This is a genomic window from Streptomyces sp. NPDC079141, from assembly GCF_040686775.1.
Classification (GTDB): Bacteria; Actinomycetota; Actinomycetes; order Streptomycetales; family Streptomycetaceae; genus Streptomyces.
Window position 1 is genome coordinate 186,360 of sequence record NZ_JBFBLP010000003.1, and the last position, 17,443, is coordinate 203,802.

At 71.4% G+C, this 17,443-nt stretch carries 19 protein-coding genes; 9 read left to right on the top strand and 10 right to left on the bottom strand.

Going from position 1 to position 17,443, the window contains the following annotated elements; translation table 11 throughout:
* Complete coding sequence (locus AB0Q90_RS10555; RefSeq protein ID WP_363162264.1) at positions 1 to 1,239, bottom strand: MurT ligase domain-containing protein; 1,239 nt, start codon at positions 1,237 to 1,239, stop codon at positions 1 to 3.
* A 113-nt stretch (positions 1,240 to 1,352) separates the two neighbouring features.
* On the opposite strand from AB0Q90_RS10555, the gene def reads away from it, so the two are divergent.
* A complete protein-coding gene (gene def / locus AB0Q90_RS10560; RefSeq protein WP_363162265.1) occupies positions 1,353 to 1,892 on the top strand; it encodes a peptide deformylase in 540 nt (179 codons plus the stop codon).
* 49 nt (positions 1,893 to 1,941) lie between these two features.
* Here the strand turns inward: def and AB0Q90_RS10565 are convergent, their stop codons facing one another.
* On the bottom strand, positions 1,942 to 2,586 hold the full coding sequence (locus AB0Q90_RS10565; RefSeq protein ID WP_363162266.1) for a TetR family transcriptional regulator: 645 nt from the start codon (positions 2,584 to 2,586) through the stop codon (positions 1,942 to 1,944).
* 172 nt (positions 2,587 to 2,758) lie between these two features.
* Between AB0Q90_RS10565 and AB0Q90_RS10570 the strand changes: the two genes are divergently transcribed.
* Entirely contained in the window at positions 2,759 to 3,988 is a 1,230-nt protein-coding gene (locus tag AB0Q90_RS10570) for an acyl-CoA dehydrogenase family protein (protein ID WP_363162267.1), read from the top strand.
* Here the strand turns inward: AB0Q90_RS10570 and AB0Q90_RS10575 are convergent.
* The 3 genes from AB0Q90_RS10575 to AB0Q90_RS10585 are packed head-to-tail and all read right to left on the bottom strand — an operon-like array spanning position 3,985 to position 6,813.
* Positions 3,985 to 4,506, bottom strand: coding sequence for a cupin domain-containing protein (locus AB0Q90_RS10575; RefSeq protein ID WP_363162268.1), 522 nt, complete (start codon positions 4,504 to 4,506; stop codon positions 3,985 to 3,987). The two genes, AB0Q90_RS10570 and AB0Q90_RS10575, sit on opposite strands and share 4 nt — an antisense overlap.
* Before the next feature lie 7 nt (positions 4,507 to 4,513).
* Positions 4,514 to 5,728: a cytochrome P450 gene (locus AB0Q90_RS10580; protein ID WP_363162269.1), complete on the bottom strand. Its 1,215-nt coding sequence runs from the start codon at positions 5,726 to 5,728 to the stop codon at positions 4,514 to 4,516.
* Positions 5,725 to 6,813: a type III polyketide synthase gene (locus tag AB0Q90_RS10585; RefSeq protein WP_363162304.1), complete on the bottom strand. Its 1,089-nt coding sequence runs from the start codon at positions 6,811 to 6,813 to the stop codon at positions 5,725 to 5,727. Before AB0Q90_RS10585 ends, AB0Q90_RS10580 begins: the two co-directional genes overlap by 4 nt.
* Positions 6,814 to 6,935: 122 nt before the next feature.
* On the opposite strand from AB0Q90_RS10585, the gene AB0Q90_RS10590 reads away from it, so the two are divergent.
* Complete coding sequence (locus AB0Q90_RS10590) at positions 6,936 to 7,511, top strand: transcriptional regulator (RefSeq protein WP_363162270.1); 576 nt, start codon at positions 6,936 to 6,938, stop codon at positions 7,509 to 7,511.
* On the opposite strand, the gene AB0Q90_RS10595 is transcribed toward AB0Q90_RS10590, so the two are convergent.
* The 5 genes from AB0Q90_RS10595 to AB0Q90_RS10615 are packed head-to-tail and all read right to left on the bottom strand — an operon-like array spanning position 7,508 to position 12,160.
* Positions 7,508 to 7,747, bottom strand: coding sequence for a DUF6213 family protein (locus tag AB0Q90_RS10595; protein WP_363162271.1), 240 nt, complete (start codon positions 7,745 to 7,747; stop codon positions 7,508 to 7,510). The two genes, AB0Q90_RS10590 and AB0Q90_RS10595, sit on opposite strands and share 4 nt — an antisense overlap.
* A 26-nt stretch (positions 7,748 to 7,773) precedes the next feature.
* Positions 7,774 to 9,168, bottom strand: a complete 1,395-nt coding sequence (locus AB0Q90_RS10600; RefSeq protein ID WP_363162272.1) for an NADP-dependent succinic semialdehyde dehydrogenase — start codon at positions 9,166 to 9,168, stop codon at positions 7,774 to 7,776.
* A gap of 41 nt (positions 9,169 to 9,209) precedes the next feature.
* Complete coding sequence (locus AB0Q90_RS10605; protein WP_363162273.1) at positions 9,210 to 9,671, bottom strand: NUDIX domain-containing protein; 462 nt, start codon at positions 9,669 to 9,671, stop codon at positions 9,210 to 9,212.
* Entirely contained in the window at positions 9,668 to 11,206 is a 1,539-nt protein-coding gene (locus AB0Q90_RS10610; RefSeq protein WP_363162274.1) for an ATP-dependent DNA ligase, read from the bottom strand. The genes AB0Q90_RS10605 and AB0Q90_RS10610 overlap by 4 nt, the downstream gene beginning before the upstream one ends.
* 30 nt (positions 11,207 to 11,236) lie before the next feature.
* A complete protein-coding gene (locus AB0Q90_RS10615; RefSeq protein ID WP_363162275.1) occupies positions 11,237 to 12,160 on the bottom strand; it encodes an NAD(P)/FAD-dependent oxidoreductase in 924 nt (307 codons plus the stop codon).
* Positions 12,161 to 12,224: 64 nt separating this feature from the next.
* Here AB0Q90_RS10615 and AB0Q90_RS10620 point away from each other — a divergent pair, with 64 nt between their 5' ends.
* The 6 genes from AB0Q90_RS10620 to AB0Q90_RS10645 all read left to right on the top strand — a co-directional run bounded on the left by AB0Q90_RS10620 (position 12,225) and on the right by AB0Q90_RS10645 (position 17,442).
* Positions 12,225 to 12,800, top strand: coding sequence for an XRE family transcriptional regulator (locus AB0Q90_RS10620; RefSeq protein WP_363162276.1), 576 nt, complete (start codon positions 12,225 to 12,227; stop codon positions 12,798 to 12,800).
* Between the two features lie 87 nt (positions 12,801 to 12,887).
* Entirely contained in the window at positions 12,888 to 13,853 is a 966-nt protein-coding gene (locus AB0Q90_RS10625; RefSeq protein ID WP_363162277.1) for an NADPH:quinone oxidoreductase family protein, read from the top strand.
* The gene (locus AB0Q90_RS10630; RefSeq protein WP_363162278.1) at positions 13,850 to 15,031 is read left to right on the top strand and encodes an acyl-CoA dehydrogenase family protein; all 1,182 of its coding nucleotides are present in this window, start codon (positions 13,850 to 13,852) and stop codon (positions 15,029 to 15,031) included. Before AB0Q90_RS10625 ends, AB0Q90_RS10630 begins: the two co-directional genes overlap by 4 nt.
* The gene (locus tag AB0Q90_RS10635; protein WP_363162279.1) at positions 15,028 to 16,101 is read left to right on the top strand and encodes an acyl-CoA dehydrogenase family protein; all 1,074 of its coding nucleotides are present in this window, start codon (positions 15,028 to 15,030) and stop codon (positions 16,099 to 16,101) included. Before AB0Q90_RS10630 ends, AB0Q90_RS10635 begins: the two co-directional genes overlap by 4 nt.
* 171 nt (positions 16,102 to 16,272) lie before the next feature.
* The gene (locus AB0Q90_RS10640) at positions 16,273 to 17,136 is read left to right on the top strand and encodes a phosphatidylinositol-specific phospholipase C/glycerophosphodiester phosphodiesterase family protein (protein WP_363162280.1); all 864 of its coding nucleotides are present in this window, start codon (positions 16,273 to 16,275) and stop codon (positions 17,134 to 17,136) included.
* Between the two features lie 111 nt (positions 17,137 to 17,247).
* A complete protein-coding gene (locus AB0Q90_RS10645) occupies positions 17,248 to 17,442 on the top strand; it encodes a hypothetical protein (RefSeq protein ID WP_363162281.1) in 195 nt (64 codons plus the stop codon).
* Position 17,443 lies beyond the last annotated feature (1 nt).

Below are 17,443 nucleotides of genomic sequence, written 5' to 3' on the forward strand. Positions count from 1 at the left end.
TCAGTTGCCGACGCGGCGGCGCAGGTCCTGGAAGGCGGTGTAGTTGGCGATGACCTCGATCCGGCCGGGCGGGCACAGCTGCACCGCCTGGTCGAGGTTCTCGCAGACCTGGAACTGCTGGTTCGCGACCTCCAGACGCACCGCGAGGTCCAGCTTCCGGTCGCCGATGACGCAGATCGGGTGGCCGGTCAGACGCGTGTAGTCGACGTCCCACAGCCAGGAGGTGTCGGTGCCGTCGGCGCCGCGCGCGTTCACCGAGAGGATCACCGGGGTGGGCGGCGGATCGATCAGGCTGAACGTTTCGAGCCAGCCCGCCGGGTTCTTCGCGAGCAGCAGCCGGAGGTCGCGGCCCTGGAACTGGACGACGTCGTAGCGGCCGGCGACGGCCTGCACCTGGTACATGCGCTCCAGGGCGACCTGCGGCGGCACCCCGAACACGGCGGCCACGGCGGCCGAGGAGGCGGCGTTGGCCTTGTTGGCGCGTCCCGGCAGCTGGAGGTGGATGGGCCAGGCGGAGCCGTGCGGGTCGAGAACGTGGTCGCCGGAGAGCGCCCAGCTCGGGGTGGGCCGGCGGAAGCCGCACTCGCCGCAGAACCAGTCGTCGCCCGGACGCTGCATCACACCGCCGCAGGACGGGCAGGACCAGGCGTCGTCCTTCCACATCTGCCCGGCGGCGACCCAGATCACATTGGGGGAGGACGAGGCGGCCCACACGACCAGCGGGTCGTCGGCGTTGGCGACGACCACGGCCTTGGACCCGGCGAGTCCCTCGCGCCAGTTCTCCGCGAGCATGCGGGTCTCGGCCGCGCGGTCCAGCTGGTCGCGGGAGAGGTTCAGCAGCGCGATGCACTTGGGATCGGTGTCCCGGGCGACCCCGGCGAGGTACTTCTCGTCGACCTCGATGACGCCGTAGCGGGCCTCGGAACCGCCCGCAAGGGCGGAGGTGATGCCGGCCGGCATGTTGGCGCCGAGCGCGTTCGACACGACCGGGCCCGCGGCCCGCAGCGCCTCCGCGATCAGCCGGGTGGTCGTGGTCTTGCCGTTGGTGGCCGACACCAGGACGACGTCCAGGTTCTGGGCGAGCCGGGCGAGAAGGTCGGGGTCGAGCTTGAGCGCCACCCGGCCGCCGATCACCGAACCGCTGCCGCGCCCCGCTGCGCGCGATGCCGCCGCGACCGCCTTGCCCGCGGTCACGGCGATCTTGGCCCGCGGCGTGAGCGGGTCCGAGTTGCCTGCCATCAGTCCTCGATCCTCCTTGCGTACGCGCCGCGCCTCTGCCTGACGGCAACGTGGTAGGTGGTCAGCCTATCGAGATCCATTCGCACTCCCGAATCGGCCGTAACCTTGCCGCCATGCGACACGGCTCCATTCCGGGCGCCCACGGGCGTGTCCGGCCCCTCACCCTGCTCGGTGACCCGCTCCTGCATGCACCCTGCAAGAACGTCAGCGACTTCGGCCCCGAACTCGTCACGCTCGTCGAGGATCTGTTCGCGACGATGTACGCGGCGCAGGGCGTGGGCCTGGCGGCGAATCAAGTCGGCGAGCCGCTGCGGGTGTTCGTCTACGACTGTCCCGACGACGAGGACCTCCGGCATGTCGGGCATGTGGTGAACCCGCGGCTGGTGGAGGCCGACGGGGTGGTCATCCGCGGTCCGGAGGGCTGTCTGTCCCTGCCGGGCCTGGAGGCGGGAACGGAACGGTACGACCATGCCGTGGTCGAGGGGTTCACGATGACGGGGGAGCCGGTGACGGTGCACGGGACGGGGTTCTTCGCGCGGTGCCTGCAGCACGAGTGCGACCACCTTGAGGGCCGGGTGTACGTCGATCACCTCACGGGGTGGCGAAAGCGAAGGGTTCTGCGGCAGGCCGCGCGGGCGCCGTGGGGGCGATGAGCGGCTGCGGGTGAGTGGGGGGTTGGTCGCGCCGTTCCCCAGGCGGGTTTCAGAACCCGGGGCCACCGATCTTGTCGCCCGCTGCCGCCAGGCGGCCCCACAGCAGGTCGGCCAGGCTGCGGACCAACTCTGCGCGGGAGCACGGGCGTTCACCGAGCCACCAGTCCCCGGCCGCATGCATCATCCCGACGATCCCATGCCCCCACACCCGAGCCAGCTGCTGGCTCCCGGGCCCGAGGTCCAGCCGCTCCTCGATGACCTGGGCCAACTCCTCGCCCATCCTGCGGAGCAGCGGCGCGCTGTGCTTGCCGACGTCGAAGCCGTGGTCCCCCGTCTGCGTACCCTCCGCCGGATGCATCAGGAAGCGGTAGACCTGAGGCCGTGCCTCGATGGCGGCGAGGTAGGTGTCCAGGGTGGACTCCACCCGCTCGCGTCTCTCCGCGGGAGCGTCCAGCGCGGCCCGGAGTGAGTCCAACAGGGCGTCCGTGTGCCGCTTGGCCAAGGCCGCGTAAAGCCCGCCCTTGTCGCCGAAGTGCCGGTAGAGGATCGGCTTGGTGATGCCGGCCTCCGCCGCGATGGCGTTCATCGAGGCCTGCGGGCCGTCGCGCAGCACCACCCTGTCGGCGGCTTCCAGCAGCTCGCGCCGACGGCGATCCGCGGACCGTTGCTGCTCGGTCCGCTGTGTGGTGTCCATGTGCTCTCCCCACCCGTGCTGTTTCGGTGACGCCTGCGCAAACTAACACTCAACAGCGTCCCCGTATCGAACGGGCTGCCGAGCCGTCATCGGGAGTTGACTTTTCCTACCCACCGGTAACAGACTGCGGTTACCGCAAGTAACACGCACGTGCGCCGCCGCTGGAGGGGACATGGCCGAGTTCACCATGGAGCTCAACGACGAACAGAAGGAGGTGCGGGACTGGCTGCACGGCTTCGCCGCCGATGTCATCCGCCCCGCGGCCGCCGAATGGGACGAGCGTGAGGAGACTCCCTGGCCGGTCATCCAGGAGGCCGCCAAGGTCGGCATCTACTCCCTGGACTTCTACGCCCAGCAGTACTTCGACCCGACGGGCCTCGGCATTCCGATGGCCATGGAGGAGCTGTTCTGGGGCGACGCGGGCATCGCCCTGTCCATCGTCGGCACCGGCCTCGCCGCCGTCGGCGTCCTCGCCAACGGCACCGAGGAGCAGATCGGCACCTGGATCCCCCAGATGTACGGCGACGCGAACGACGTCAAGGTCGCCGCGTTCTGCTCCTCCGAGCCCGACGCGGGTTCCGACGTGGCCTCCATGCGCACGCGTGCCGTGTACGACGAGGCCAAGGACGAGTGGGTCCTCAACGGGACGAAGACCTGGGCGACCAACGGCGGCATCGCCAACGTCCATGTCGTCGTCGCGGTCGTCGACCCCGAGCTCGGCTCCAAGGGCCACGCGTCCTTCATCGTCCCGCCGAACACGCCGGGGCTGTCCCAGGGGCAGAAGTTCAAGAAGCACGGCATCCGCGCCTCGCACACCGCCGAGGTCGTCCTGGAGAACGTCCGCGTCCCCGGCTCCTGCCTGCTCGGCGGCAAGGAGAAGCTGGACGAGCGTCTGGCCCGGGCCCGTGAGCGGGCGAAGGCCTCCGCCGGTGAGCGGGTGAAGAACGCGGCGATGGCCACGTTCGAGGCCTCGCGGCCGGCCGTGGGCGCCATGGCCGTCGGTACGGCCCGGGCCGCGTACGAGGTCGCCCTCGACTACGCCACGACGCGTGAGCAGTTCGGCCGACCGATCATCGACAACCAGGGTGTCGCCTTCCAGCTCGCCGACATGCGGACGTCGATCGACGCGGCGCGGCTGCTGGTGTGGCGGGCGTCCTGGATGGCGATCAGCGGCAAGCCGTTCACCGCGGCCGAGGGCTCGATGTCCAAGCTGTTCGCCAGTGAGACGGCCAAGAAGGTCACCGCCCAGGCGATCCAGATCCTGGGCGGCAACGGATACACGCGGGAGTACCCGGTGGAGCGGATGCACCGGGACGCCGCGATCTACACCATCTTCGAAGGCACCAGCGAGATCCAGCGGCTGGTGATCGCCCGTACCCTCTCGGGGATGCCGATCCGCTAGCGATGCCTCAGCGGCGTCAACTGCTCGATGTCGTACCGGCGTCGCAGCTCCTCGATCGCCGCGTGGTCCGGTGGGCCCCCGCTGCCCAGGATCTCCAGCAGCTCGTCGAAGTAGCGCTCGTGATCCGGCGGCGGGCTCGCCTGGAAGAACATCTTCGCCGGTTCGCCCGTCGGGTTCGCGAACGCGTGCGGGCAGCCGGGCGGTACGACGATCACCGTGCCCGGTGTCGCGCGTACCACCCGGTTGCCCGAACTCGACTCCCAGCGCTGCCAGTTGTCGGGGGTCCGCACCCTCGGCTCGAAGGCGAGCACGTCCAGCTCGCCTTCGAGCACGTAGAACAGCTCCTCGCTGCGGGTGTGCACATGGGCGCCCACGTCGAAGCCGGGCGGCACGATCACCTCGAAGGTGGACGCCATGCGGGAGTGCGAGCCGGTGACCTTGAAGGTCACATGCTGGGCCGGGGTCTGGACGACCCGGCCCTGACCCGGTGGCACCAGCAGCCCTTCGGACGCCGTCACCGTCCGCTCACCACGTCACCGGCAGGGCCTCGGGCCCGCGGATCAGCGCGCCCTTCTTGAACGGCACCTTCTCCGGCGGCACGGCCAGCCTCAGCCCCGGGATCCGGTCCAGCAGCGCGTCGACCAGGAGCTGCGACTCCAGACGCGCCAGCATGCCGCCGGGACAGTAGTGCGGTCCGAAGCCGAAGGACACATGCGGGTTCGGGCTGCGCGAGAAGTCGATCGTCTCCGGGTACGGGAAGACGTCCGGGTCGCGATTGGCGGCCAGGTAGGAGACGTAGATCGCGTCTCCCTCGCGGATGCGCACGCCTCTGATTCCCACGTCCTCCGTCGCGATCCTGGACAGGCCCACCGCGTTGCGGTGCGGGATGTAGCGCAGCAGTTCGTCGATGGCCTGGGGGCGGATCTCCGGCTCGGCGCGCAGACGTTCGGCCAGGTCCGGGCGGGTCAGCAGGAGGTAGAACAGCTGCCCGCTGTTGTTGGTGACCGCCTCGCCGCCGATCTGCAGGAGCACCGCGAGACCCACGGCCTCCTCCAGCGTGACCTCGCCCCGGCCCACGGCGGCGCCGAGCAGGGAGGTGACGTCCTCGCCGGAGGCGCCCTCCCGCAGGCCGATGAGATCGGCGAAGTAGGCGCCCATCTCGTTCTTGGCCTTCTCGCTGACGTCGGCGCCGTGCGCGGAGGACAGGATCAGCTGGGTCCAGGCGTGCATGACGTGGTGGTCGGCGGCCGGTACGCCCATCAGCTCGCAGATCACCGCGATGGGGAAGGGGGTGAGGACCGTCGCGGTGAGGTCGGCGGGCGGGCCGTCCTGGAGGAGTTCTTCGACCAGCTCGTCGAGCATGCGGCGGGACTTCTCCCGGATGCGCTCCACGCCCTTGGCCGTGAACGCGGCGGCCACCGAGCGGCGCAGCCGGGTGTGGTCGGGCGGGTCGAGGAAGCCGACCGCGCCCCGGGCCGGGATGAAGTGCGGGGCGAGCCGGGTGACCGGCCGGTCCATGACCGCCTCGCGGCTGAATCGGGGGTCGTTGGTCACCATGCGCACATCGTCGTAGCGGGTGACCAGCCACGCCCAGCCCTCGCCGTTGGGCAGCTGGATGCGGGTGATCGGGCCCTCGCGCATCAGCTCGGTGAGGACGGGATCGAAGTCCACGCCGTTCAGATCGAGCGCGGGCCAGGAGCGGATCGGGGGGAGGATCTCGGTGAGGGTCTCTTCGGTCATGCCGCCTCTTCGTCCATGCGGTGCCAGCGACCGAGACTCATCTCGGCGGTGATGCCGGGCCCGAACCCGGCGAGCAGCCCGCGCGCCCGGTGCCGGGCGCCACCCTCGTCGAACAGCCGGCGCAGCGCGTCCAGGACGACGGCGCTGGCGATGTTGCCGTACTCGGTGAGCGTGGCCCGGCTGAACCGGAAGGCGTGCGGGTCGACCTGGAGGAACTTGCTGAGGTCGTCGAGTATGCGGGGACCTCCGGCGTGGACGATGTAGAAGTCCAGGTCGGCCGCGTCCCAGCCGTGCAGGCACGCGAGGTCCTGGAGCGCCGGGGCGAGCGGCTCCATGGTGGCCGGCACCCGCTTGTCCAGCAGGAAGTGGAAGCCGGTGGCCCGGACGTCGTACATGATCCACTCTTCGGTCTTGGGGATCAGGTACGAGCCGTTGCGCTCCAGGGCGATGCCCTCGCCGCCGCGGCCGCGCACCACGGCGGCCGCGATGCCGTCGCCGAACAGGCCGTTGGAGAGCAGCGAGCCGATGCCCAGGTCGGTGGGCTGGTAGCACAGCGAGCAGAACTCGCAGGCCACGATGAGCGCGTTGGCCTCCGGGTAGGCCGTGCAGAAGTCGTGCGCCCGGTTGATCGCCGCGCCGCCGGCCGCACAGCCCAGCTGGGCTATGGGTATCTGGCGGGTGGTGGCGTCGAAGTCCATCTCGTTGATCAGCCACGCCGTCAGCGAGGGCATCATGAAGCCCGTGCACGACACGTAGATGATCACGTCGATGTCGCTGGTGAGCAGCTCCGCGTCGTCGAGCGCGCGCTGGACGACGGACGGGACCCGGGCCTTGGCCTCGGCCGCGTAGATCTTGTTGCGGTCCTCGAAGCCGGGGTGCTTCAGGGTCTCCTCGATGGGCTGCACGATGTGCCGGGTGCGTACGCCCGTGTTCTCGATCAGCCGGAGCGCCAGCGGCAGTTGGGGGTGGTCGGCGTGGCGGGAGGCCGCCAGCTCCAGCGTCTCCTCCATCGTGATCACATGCTCCGGAACGGACACCGAGGGTCTGCACAAAGTCGCCATGAACCGTGCCTGCTTTCGCCTCAGAGGGTGGTCCAGTCCACGATCACCCGCGGGGGCGCCGATCTCGCGCCGGACTACTCCGTATCGGGGACCCGTGCCAGGGTCGTAGGAGCATCCGTGCACCCGGACCGACGGAGGACGCCGCGATGACCAACCCACTTGTGCCGCTGATCGCCCAGGGGAAGGCGGACCGGGCCGTACTCGGCGCACTGGCCCGGCAGCAGCGCTGGGTCATCGCCGCGGACCGGCGCTCGTTCCTGCATCTGGCGCAACGCGCGGCGGACCAACCGGAGACGGCCGCGTTCTTCGCCCTGCTGGCGGAGGGCGAGACCCTGGCAGCCGGGCACCTGGAGGCGTTCGCCGAGGCCTGCGGCGACGGAGCCGGCGAGCCCCTCGCGGGCTGCCAGGCCTACCCCGCGTACGTGGCCTGGCTGGCGCTGAACGGCGCGCCCGGCGACGTGCTGGTGGCGCTGACCGCCAACTTCGCCGAGTGGGGCGGCTACTGCGCGACCGTCGCCCGGGCCCTGCGGGACCACTACGGCTTCACGGACGAGGCCTGCGCGTTCTTCGACTTCTTCGCCGAGCCGTCACCGGAACTGGACCGGGCAGCGGGCGCTGCGGCGCGGGCGGGACGGCCGGACGACGCGCTCGCGCGGCGTTACAGCCGCTTGCTGCGGGAGTACGAGGGCATGTTCTGGCGGACGTTGCTGGAGTTCGCCTAGACCCCCGTCCCTCCGCTGCTGTGCGCGATGCACGCCACGTCGATCCGGTCGGCGAGCTTTGCCAGTTCGATCGTCAGCGCGGCCACCGTGTCCTCGTCGAGGCCGTCCTCCCCGGCCTCCACCAGATGCAGCCAACGGCCGCCCACCGTGCGCAACAACTTGCTCACATCGGCCGCGGCCACCTGCAAGGTCCCGCGGTCATCGACGATCAGAGGCAGAGTCACTTCGCGGTTCACAAAACGGGATCGTAGCCGCGGCGGCGTCACGCACCTTGCCAAACGGTCGTGATGTTGCAGAACTCGCGGATTCCGTGCCCGGACAGCTCACGCCCGAACCCGGAGCGCTTGACCCCGCCGAAGGGGAACGCCGGATGGGAGGCGGTCATCCCGTTGACGTACACGCTGCCCGCCTCCAGGTCGCGGGTGAACCGGTCGACCTCGGCCTCGTCCCGGGTCCAGACGTTCGAACTCAGTCCGAACGGGGTGTCGTTGGCGAGGAGCACCGCCTCGTCCAGATCGCCCACGCGGTACAGCGTGGCGACCGGGCCGAAGGCCTCCTCGCGGTGGATGCGCATCCGGCGGGTGATGTCGGCCAGGACGGTCGGCGGGTAGTACCAGCCGGGCAGCTCCGGCCGCCGCAGCCGGTGACCGCCGCACAGCACGGTCGCGCCGCTGCGCGTGGCGTCGTCGACCAGCTCCTCCAGGTCCGCCCGTCCCTGTTCGCTGGAGAGCGGCCCGACGTCGGTCTCCTCGTCCATCGGGTCGCCGACCTTCAGCGCCTTCATGCCCGCGACGAACCGCTCGGCGAAGGCCTCGTAGACGTCCGTGTGCACGATGAACCGCTTGGCGGCGATGCACGACTGCCCGTTGTTCTGCACCCGTGCGGTGACCGCGATCTGCGCGGCCCGGTCGAGGTCGGCGGACGGCATGACGACGTAGGGGTCGCTGCCGCCCAGTTCCAGCACCGTCTTCTTCACCATGTCCCCGCAGACCGAGGCGACCGCGCGGCCCGCGGGCTCGCTGCCGGTGAGGGTGGCGGCCTTCACCCGCTCGTCGCGCAGGATCTCCTCCACCGCGCCGGAGCCGATCAGCAGCGTCTGGAAGGTGCCCTCGGCGAAGCCCGCCCGGTGGAAGAGGTCCTCCAGGTACAGCGCGGTCTGCGGCACGTTGGAGGCGTGCTTGAGCAGGCCGACGTTGCCCGCCATCAGCGCGGGCGCGGCGAAGCGCACGACCTGCCACAGCGGGAAGTTCCACGGCATCACCGCGAGCACCGGGCCGAGCGGGCGGTAGCGCACCCGGACGCGGGAGGCGCCGGAGTCCTTCACGTCCGCGTCGGCGGGCTCCTCGTCGGCGAGCAGCTCCTCGGCGTGCCCGGCGTACCAGCGCATCGCCTTGGCGCACTTGGCGGCCTCGGCGCGGGCCTGCTGGATGGGTTTGCCCATCTCGGTGGTCAGCACGCGCGCGATGTCCCGCTGGTCCTCCTCCAGGAGGTCGGCGGCCCGGTTCAGCAGGCGGGCGCGCTCGGCGAACGTCGTGGTGCGGTACGTGCGGAACGTGGCCTCGGCGAGCTGGAGGCGGCGCTCGATCTCCTCGGCGCCCATGGCCTCGTACGTCTTGAGCGTCTCGCCGGTCGCCGGGTTCACCGTCGCGATGGGCATGAGTGACCTCCCAGAGAGCTAACTCTGTCTCGACCTTCGCATCACCCCGGGTGCTCCGCCAGCCGGTCGAGAAACGCGCTCTGCGCCTTGACGATCACCTCGCGGGCCCGGGCCGGGGCGAACCAGGCCACCCGGTCCAGTTCGGGGAACGTCTCGGTCAGCCCCGACCTCGGCGGCCACTCCATGGTGAAGGTGCCGGGGGTGACGGATGCCGGGTCGAGGTCGGCCTCGATCGCCCACACGGTGACGAGCTTGCCGCCGGACTGGCGGACCTCGCCGAGGGGGACGGCCTCGCCGTCCGGCGGCGGCAGTCCGAGTTCCTCCCGGAACTCGCGCCGGGCCGCGTCCCACGCCGACTCGGTCTCCGGTTCGTACTCGCCCTTCGGCACGGTCCACGCCCCCGCGTCGCGCCGGGCGAAGAACGGTCCGCCCATGTGGCCGAGCAGCACCCGAACGCCGTCGTCCGTGCGGCGGAACAGCAGCAGGCCCGCGCTGTACTTCACGGTGTCACCTCGGGATGGGCCGCGAGCAGTGTCTCCACCGTGTCCGCGTCCTCGGCCCGCTTGTCCTCGCGGTAGCGGACCACGCGGGCGAAGCGCAGGGTGACCCCGGCCGGGTAGCGGGTGGAGCGCTGGAGGCCGTCGTAGGCGATCTCGACGACGAGTTCGGGGCGTACGGTCACGACGTGGCCGTCGGTGTCGACGGCCAGCTCCTGGAGGCGTTCGGTCTGCCAGGTCAGGAGGGTGTCGGTCATGCCCTTGAAGGTCTTGCCGAGCATGGCGAAGGAGCCGTCGGCGGTGCGGGCGCCGAGGTGCAGGTTGGAGAGCTTGCCGGTGCGGCGGCCGTGACCCCATTCGGCGGCGAGGACGACCAGGTCGAGGGTGTGGACGGGCTTGACCTTGAGCCAGGACGCGCCGCGCCGGCCCGCGCTGTAGGCGGCGTCCAGGGCCTTCACGACCACGCCCTCGTGGCCGCGTTTCAGCGTCTCGGCGAGGAAGTCCTCCGCCTGCTGGAGGTCCTCGGGGCCGGCCACGAGGGTGCGCCGGACCCGCATCGGCTCCGGCACGAGCCGGGCCAGCTCCGCGTGCCGCTCGACGAACGGCAGGTCGAGCAGATCGCGGTCGTCCACGGACAGCGCGTCGAAGAAGACGGGGGAGACGGGGACCGCCCGCGCGGCCGTCGCCACGTCCACGCGCGAGCCGACGCGCCCGGCGATCTCCTGGAAGGAGCGGGGGCGTCCGGCCTCGTCGAAGGCGATGACCTCGCCGTCCAGGATGAACCGCTCGCCGCTCAACTCCAGGGCGGCGGAGGCGAGTTCGGGCAGGCGGTCGGTGATGTCGTCGAGGGTGCGGGTGTAGAGCCGTACCGTGTCGCCGTCCCGGTGGAGCTGGACGCGGATGCCGTCCAGCTTCTCCTCGACCGCGCAGGCGCCGAGCTTGTCGACCGCCTCGGCCACCGCGGAGGCGCTGTGCGCCAGCATCGGCAGGACCGGGCGGCCGACGGTGAGCCGGAAGCGGTCCAGGGCGGCGGGGCCGTCGGAGAGCAGGGCCTCGGCCACCGTCCGGAGCGAACCGGCGAGCATCACCGCCCGCCGTACGTCCGCCGCGGGTGCCTCGACGGCCTGCGCCAGCCCCTCCACGGCGACCGCGTCCAGGGCGCCCTGCCGGACCTCGCCGGTGATCAGCCCGAACAGGAACCGCTGCTCGTCCGCGGTGGCCGCGCCCATCAACTCCCCGACCAGCCTGGCGCGTTCGGCCTGCGATCCGGCGCCCGAGACCGTGCCCAGCTCGCTGAAGCGGGCGTCCACCGCGGCCACGGTCAGTGTCGGTTCGGCGGCCGGGGCCACCGGGCGGCTCAGCACCTTCCAGCCGATGCCGAGCCTGCCCTGCGGCAGCCGTCCCGCCAGATAGGGGATGACGATCGGCACGTCCGCGGCCTCGGCGTCCCGGAACAGCTCCGCCAGCAGGGCGACCTTCCGGGACCGGGCCGAGGTAGCGGCGACCTCCTGGGACACACGGGCCAGCCGGTCCAGCAGCATGCAGCCCATGGTGCACCCGGGGCGGTCGGTCTACACCCGCACGGCCGCGTCCAGGTCCGTCATCAGCAGCTCGCCGTTGATCGTGGCGCCGGCCCGGTAGCCGCCGGCGGCCGCGTTCACGACCTGCTCGGCGAAGCCCATCGCGTTGCCGACCGCCCACACGCCGGGCACGCTCGTCAGGCCCGTCGCGTCGACGACGGGGTAGGCGCCGAACGGGGTCTCGTTGAGCTCGGCGCCCAGTTGTTCGAGCAGGCCGGTCTGCGGGACGGCGCGGGGCGCGACGAACAGGACCTGGCGGTCGTGCGTGGTGCCGTCGGCGAGCCGCACACCGGTGAGCCGGTCGTCCTCGGTGACCAGGGCGGCAACCGTGCCGGGGACGACCTTCACCCCGGCCGCCGCCAGCCTGCGCAGATCGTCGTCGGACAGCTGGCTGTCGTCGACCTCGTGCAGGAAGAGGGTCACGTCCTTGGACCACTGGGAGACCATCAGCGCCTGATGCACGCTCATCGGGCTCGTCGCGAGCACCCCGAAGGCCTGGTCGCGCACCTCCCAGCCGTGGCAGTACGGGCAGTGCAGCACGTCCCGGCCGAAGCGCTCGGCGACGCCGGGCACCGGCGGCAGCTCGTCCTTCAGGCCGGTGGCGATCACCAGGCGGCGGGCCCGTACGGTCCGCCCGCTCGCGAGGGTCACCTCGAAGCCCTCCGTCACGTCCACCGCCCGGTCCCGGACCAGCTCGACGCCGTACCGGGCGATCTCCTCGCGCCCGATCGCCAGGAACTCGGCCGGTGACATGCCGTCCCGGGACAGGTAGCCCTGCATGTGGGCGGAGGGTGCGTTGCGCGGCTCGCCGCCGTCGACGACCAGTGTGCTGCGCCGGGCGCGGCCCAGGACGAGGGCCGCGGACAGGCCCGCGGCGCCGCCGCCGATCACGATCACTTCGTATGTCTCGGTCATGTCGCCACGGTCGCTCCGCAGGTGCGGGATTGACAAACAACTTTGCCGAATCTGCAATACGGGGATGAGTACCGAAGAGGTTCTGGCAGGTGTCGGTCCGAGGCTGCGGCAGATGCGCAAGGAGCGGGAGGTGACGCTCGCCACGCTGTCCGAGGCGACCGGCATCTCGGTGAGCACGCTCTCCCGGCTGGAGTCCGGGCTGCGCAAGCCCAGCCTGGAGCTGCTGCTGCCCATCGCGCAGGCCCATCAGGTGCCGCTGGACGAGCTGGTCGGCGCCCCGGCGGTCGGTGATCCGCGGGTGCGGGCCGGCAAGCCGATCGTGCGCTACGGCCGTACGCACTGGCCGCTGACCCGTCAGCCCGGGGGTCTTCAGGCGTTCAAGGTGCTCGAACCGCAGCGCAGGCTGGAGCCCGATCCGCGTACGCACGAGGGCTATGAGTGGCTGTATGTGCTCTCCGGGAAGCTGCGGATGGTGCTCGGCGAGCACGACGTGGTGCTCACGGCCGGGGAGGCCGCCGAGTTCGACACCCGGGTGCCGCACTGGTTCGGGTCGACGGGGGAGGGGCCGGTGGAGTTCCTCAGCCTGTTCGGGCCGCAGGGGGAGCGGATGCACGTACGGGCGAAGCCTCGGCAGGCGTGACTCACGCGACTGTTCCCTGATCGGCAAGCGACCGCTTAGTATGCGGATCGACCCCGGTCGGACAGAGCAGTCGCGTGGAGGCCCGTTATGCAGGCATGGCAAGTGCACGAGAACGGCGAGCCGGGCGAGGTGATGCGGCTCGGGGACGTCGAGCGGCCCACGCCCGGTGACGGCCAGGTCCTGCTGAAGGTGCGTGCCGCCAACATCAACTTCCCGGACGTGCTGATGTGCCGGGGCCACTACCAGGTGCGCCCGCCGCTGCCGTTCACCCCGGGCGTGGAGATCTGCGGCGAGACCGAGGACGGCCGCCGCGTCATCGCCAACCCCGCGCTGCCGTACGGCGGTTTCGCCGAGTACGCCATCGCGGACGCCGCCGCTCTCCTGCCCGCCCCCGAGGCGCTGGACGACGCCGAGGCCGCCGCCCTGCACATCGGCTACCAGACGGGCTGGTTCGGACTGCACCGGCGGGCCCGCCTGGAGGCCGGCGAGACGCTGCTCGTGCACGCCGCCGCCGGCGGGGTCGGCAGCGCGGCCGTGCAGCTCGGCAAGGCCGCCGGGGCCACCGTCATCGGGGTCGTCGGCGGCGCCGAGAAGGCGGCCGTCGCCCGCGAACTGGGCTGCGACGTGGTCGTCGACCGGCGCACCGAGGACGTCGTCGCCGCGGTGAAGGAGGCCACCGGCGGCCGGGGCGCCGACGTGATCTACGACCCCGTGGGCGGCGAGGCCTACACCCAGTCCACCAAGGTAGTCGCCTTCGAGGGCCGGATCGTCGTCGTCGGCTTCGCCAGCGGCACGATCCCCAGCCCGGGGCTCAACCACGCCCTGGTGAAGAACTACTCGATCCTCGGTCTGCACTGGGGCCTGTACAACACCAAGAACCCCAAGCTGGTCCAGCACTGCCACGAGCGGCTCACCGAGCTGGCCGCCCGAGGCGCGATCAAGCCGCTGGTCAGCGAGCGCGTTCCGCTGGGCGGGGCCGCGGCCGCCGTGCAGAAGGTGGCCGACGGTCTGTCGACCGGCCGGATCGCCGTCATGACGGAGGGAGCAGCATGACCGACGCCGCCGAACTGCGCCGCCTCACCCAGGAGTTCCTGGCCGCGCACCCGCCGGCCACGACCGACCGGCTGGACTTCCTGCGGGCCCGCTTCGACGCGGGCCTGGCCTGGGTCCACTACCCCGAAGGCCTGGGCGGCCTTGGCGCCCCGCGCACCCTCCAGGCCGTCGTCGACGCCGAGTTGGAGGCCGCGGGCGCCCCCGACAACGACCCGCGCCGCATCGGCATCGGCCTCGGCATGGCCGCGCCGACCCTCCTCCAATACGGCACCGAGGAACAGAAGCAGAGCTTCCTCAGGCCCCTGTGGACCGGCGAGGAGGTGTGGTGCCAGCTGTTCAGCGAGCCCGGCGCCGGGTCCGACCTCGCCGCGCTCGGCACCCGTGCCGTCCGGGAGGGCGACGACTGGGTGGTCAACGGGCAGAAGGTGTGGACCTCCAGCGCCCATCTCGCCCGCTGGGCCATCCTCATCGCCCGCACCGACCCGGACGTGCCCAAGCACGCGGGCATCACGTACTTCGTCTGCGACATGACCGACCCCGGCGTCGAGGTGCGGCCGCTGCGCCAGATCACCGGCGAGGCCGAGTTCAACGAGGTGTTCCTCACCGACGTCCGTATCCCCGACGCCCGCCGCCTCGGCGAGGTCGGCGACGGCTGGCGGGTCGCGCAGACCACGCTGAACAACGAACGCGTCGCCATCGGCGGCATGCGCATCCCCCGCGAGGGCGGCATGATCGGCCCGGTCTCCAAGACCTGGCGCGAGCGCCCGGAACTGCGCACGCACGACCTGCACCAGCGGCTGCTCAAGCTGTGGGTCGACGCCGAGGTCGCCCGGCTCACCGGCGAACGCCTGCGCCAGCAGCTCGTCGCCGGACAGCCCGGCCCCGAGGGCGCCGGCATGAAGCTCGGCTTCGCCCGCCTCAACCAGGAGATCAGCGGCCTTGAGGTCGAACTCCTCGGTGAGGAAGGCCTGTTGTACGAGGACTGGACCATGCGCCGCCCCGAGCTGGTCGACTTCACCGGCCGCGACGCCGGCTACCGCTATCTGCGCTCCAAGGGCAACAGCATCGAGGGCGGGACCAGCGAGGTCCTGCTGAACATCGTCGCCGAGCGCGTCCTCGGTCTGCCCACCGAACCGCGCACCGACAAGGACGTCGCCTGGAAGGACCTGGCCCGATGACCGATCTTCTCTACTCGGAGGAGGAAGAGGCCCTCCGCGCGGCCGTCCGCGACCTGCTCGGCGACCACTGCGACGCGCCCGGCGTGATCGCACGCACCGAGTCCGGCCAGCCGCACGACCTCGCCCTGTGGAAGGCGCTCGCCGACGGCATGGGGCTCGCGGGCCTGCTGGTGCCCGAGGACCGGGGTGGCCAGGGCGCCACCCACCGCGAAGCCGCCGTGGTCCTTGAGGAGTTGGGGCGCGCCGTCGCACCCGTGCCGTACCTGACCAGCGCCGTGGTCGCCACCGAGGTACTGCTCGCCGGGGACGCCGACGACCTCCTCGCCGAGCTGGCCTCCGGTCGGCGCATCGGCGTCCTCGCGGTCGCCCTGAACGTCGCTCCGGGCGGCGCCTACAAGGCCGTACGCGTGGAAAACGGTGCCCTGCACGGGGAGTTGACCGGCATCGCGGACGCCGCCGTCGCCGACGTGCTGCTGGTGCCCGCGGACGACGGAGGGCTGTACGCCGTCGAGGCGGACGCCGTCACCGTCACCCCGCAGGTGTCCCTCGACCTGACCCGGCCGCTCGCGACCGTCACCCTGGACGGGGCGCCCGCGCGTCGCACCGGCGACGCCGAACCCGCCGTACGACGAGCCCTGCGGGCCGGGGCCGGGCTGCTCGCTTCCGAGCAACTCGGGCTCGCGGACTGGACGTTGACGGAAACCGTGCGCTACCTGAAGGAGCGCAAGCAGTTCAACCGGCCCGTCGGCGGCTTCCAGGCGCTCAAGCATCGGCTCGCCCAGCTGTGGCTGGAGGTGGTCAGCCTGCGCGCCGCCGCGCGCAACGCGGCCGACGCCCTGGCCACCGGCGAGGACGCCGATGTGGCGGTCGCCGTCGCCCAGGCCTACGCGGCGCCCGTCGCCGTCCACGCCGCCGAGGAGGCGCTGCAACTGCACGGCGGTATCGGTATGACCTGGGAGCACCCGGTCCATCTGTATCTGAAGCGGGCCAAGGCCGACGCCATCGTCTACGGAACGGCCGGCGGCCACCGGGCGGCGTTGGCCGAACTGGTCGACCTCCAGGCCCCCTGACGTTCACCCGGCAAAGCCCGCCCCACCTGGGGCGGGCTTTTTCGTGCGCCCCGACGGAAGGAGTGAACAAGCGGAGGCAGTCCGGCCAACTCCTGGCATGTACAGGTTCCTTGAGGCCCCGACGGCCGCATACTCCCTGTGGTTCGGACCGGACCCACAGGGAGGCAGGACATGGCCCTCATCACTCGTCGCAGAGCCCTCACCACGGTCGGCGCCGCGCTCGCGGGCGCCGTCGCGCTGCCCGCCACGCAGGCGGTGGCCGGTGAACACAAGCCCCGCCCGCGCCCGTTGTGGCGCGCCCACGCCCACAACGACTACGAGCACCCGCGCCCCCTCCTCGACGCCCTCGACCACCGCTTCGGCAGCGTCGAGTCCGACATCTTCCTCGTCGGCGACCAACTCCTCGTCGCCCACGACCCGGAGGACCTCGACCCCTCCCGCACCCTGGAGTCCCTCTACCTCGACCCGCTCGCCGCGCGTGTCAGGGCCAACCACGGCTCCGTGTACCGCGGTTACCGCAAGCCCCTCCAGCTCCTCATCGACATCAAGACCGAGGGCTCCTCGACCTACCTCGAACTCGACCGGCATCTGAAGCGCTACAAGCACCTGTTCACGACCTACGCCCACGGACGCGTCTTCCCCGGCCCCGTCACCGCCGTCATCTCCGGCGACCGCGCCGCCCGCGTCCCGATGGAGGCGCAGACCGTGCGCCGGGCCTTCTACGACGGCCGGCTCGCCGACCTCGGCAGCGCGGCCCCCGCCTCCTTCATCCCGTTGATCAGCGACAACTGGACCCGGAACTTCACCTGGCTGGGGGCGGGCGCCTTCCCCGACGCCGAGCGGCAGAAGCTGCACGCCATCGTCCACGCGGCGCACACGCGCGGGCAGCGGGTGCGGTTCTGGGCCACCCCGGACCTGCCGGGCCCGGAGCGGGACGCCTTGTGGACCGAGCTGATCGCCGCCGACGTGGACCACCTCAACACCGACGACCTCGCCGGACTCGAAGCATTCCTGGACGCCCACCGGTCGGCGTAGACACCACACGTTCGGCGGACAGGTCAGCCGCACGGACGAACCCTCCGCTACGCCACACTTGCGGCCGAACGCCGTGAACCGGACGTGACGGCGTGGCGGAGGAGATTGACGATGGCCATTTCCATCTCTGTGGTGATGCTGCTCCTGATCCTGGCGGTGATCTTCCTGCGCAACGGCGGGCTGAAGGTCTCCCACGCCCTGGTGTGCGCGTTGCTCGGCTTCTATCTGGCCAGCACGAGCATCGCGCCCACCATCCACAGCGGCCTCACGGCGACGGCGGACATCGTCAGCGGCCTGAGACCGTGAG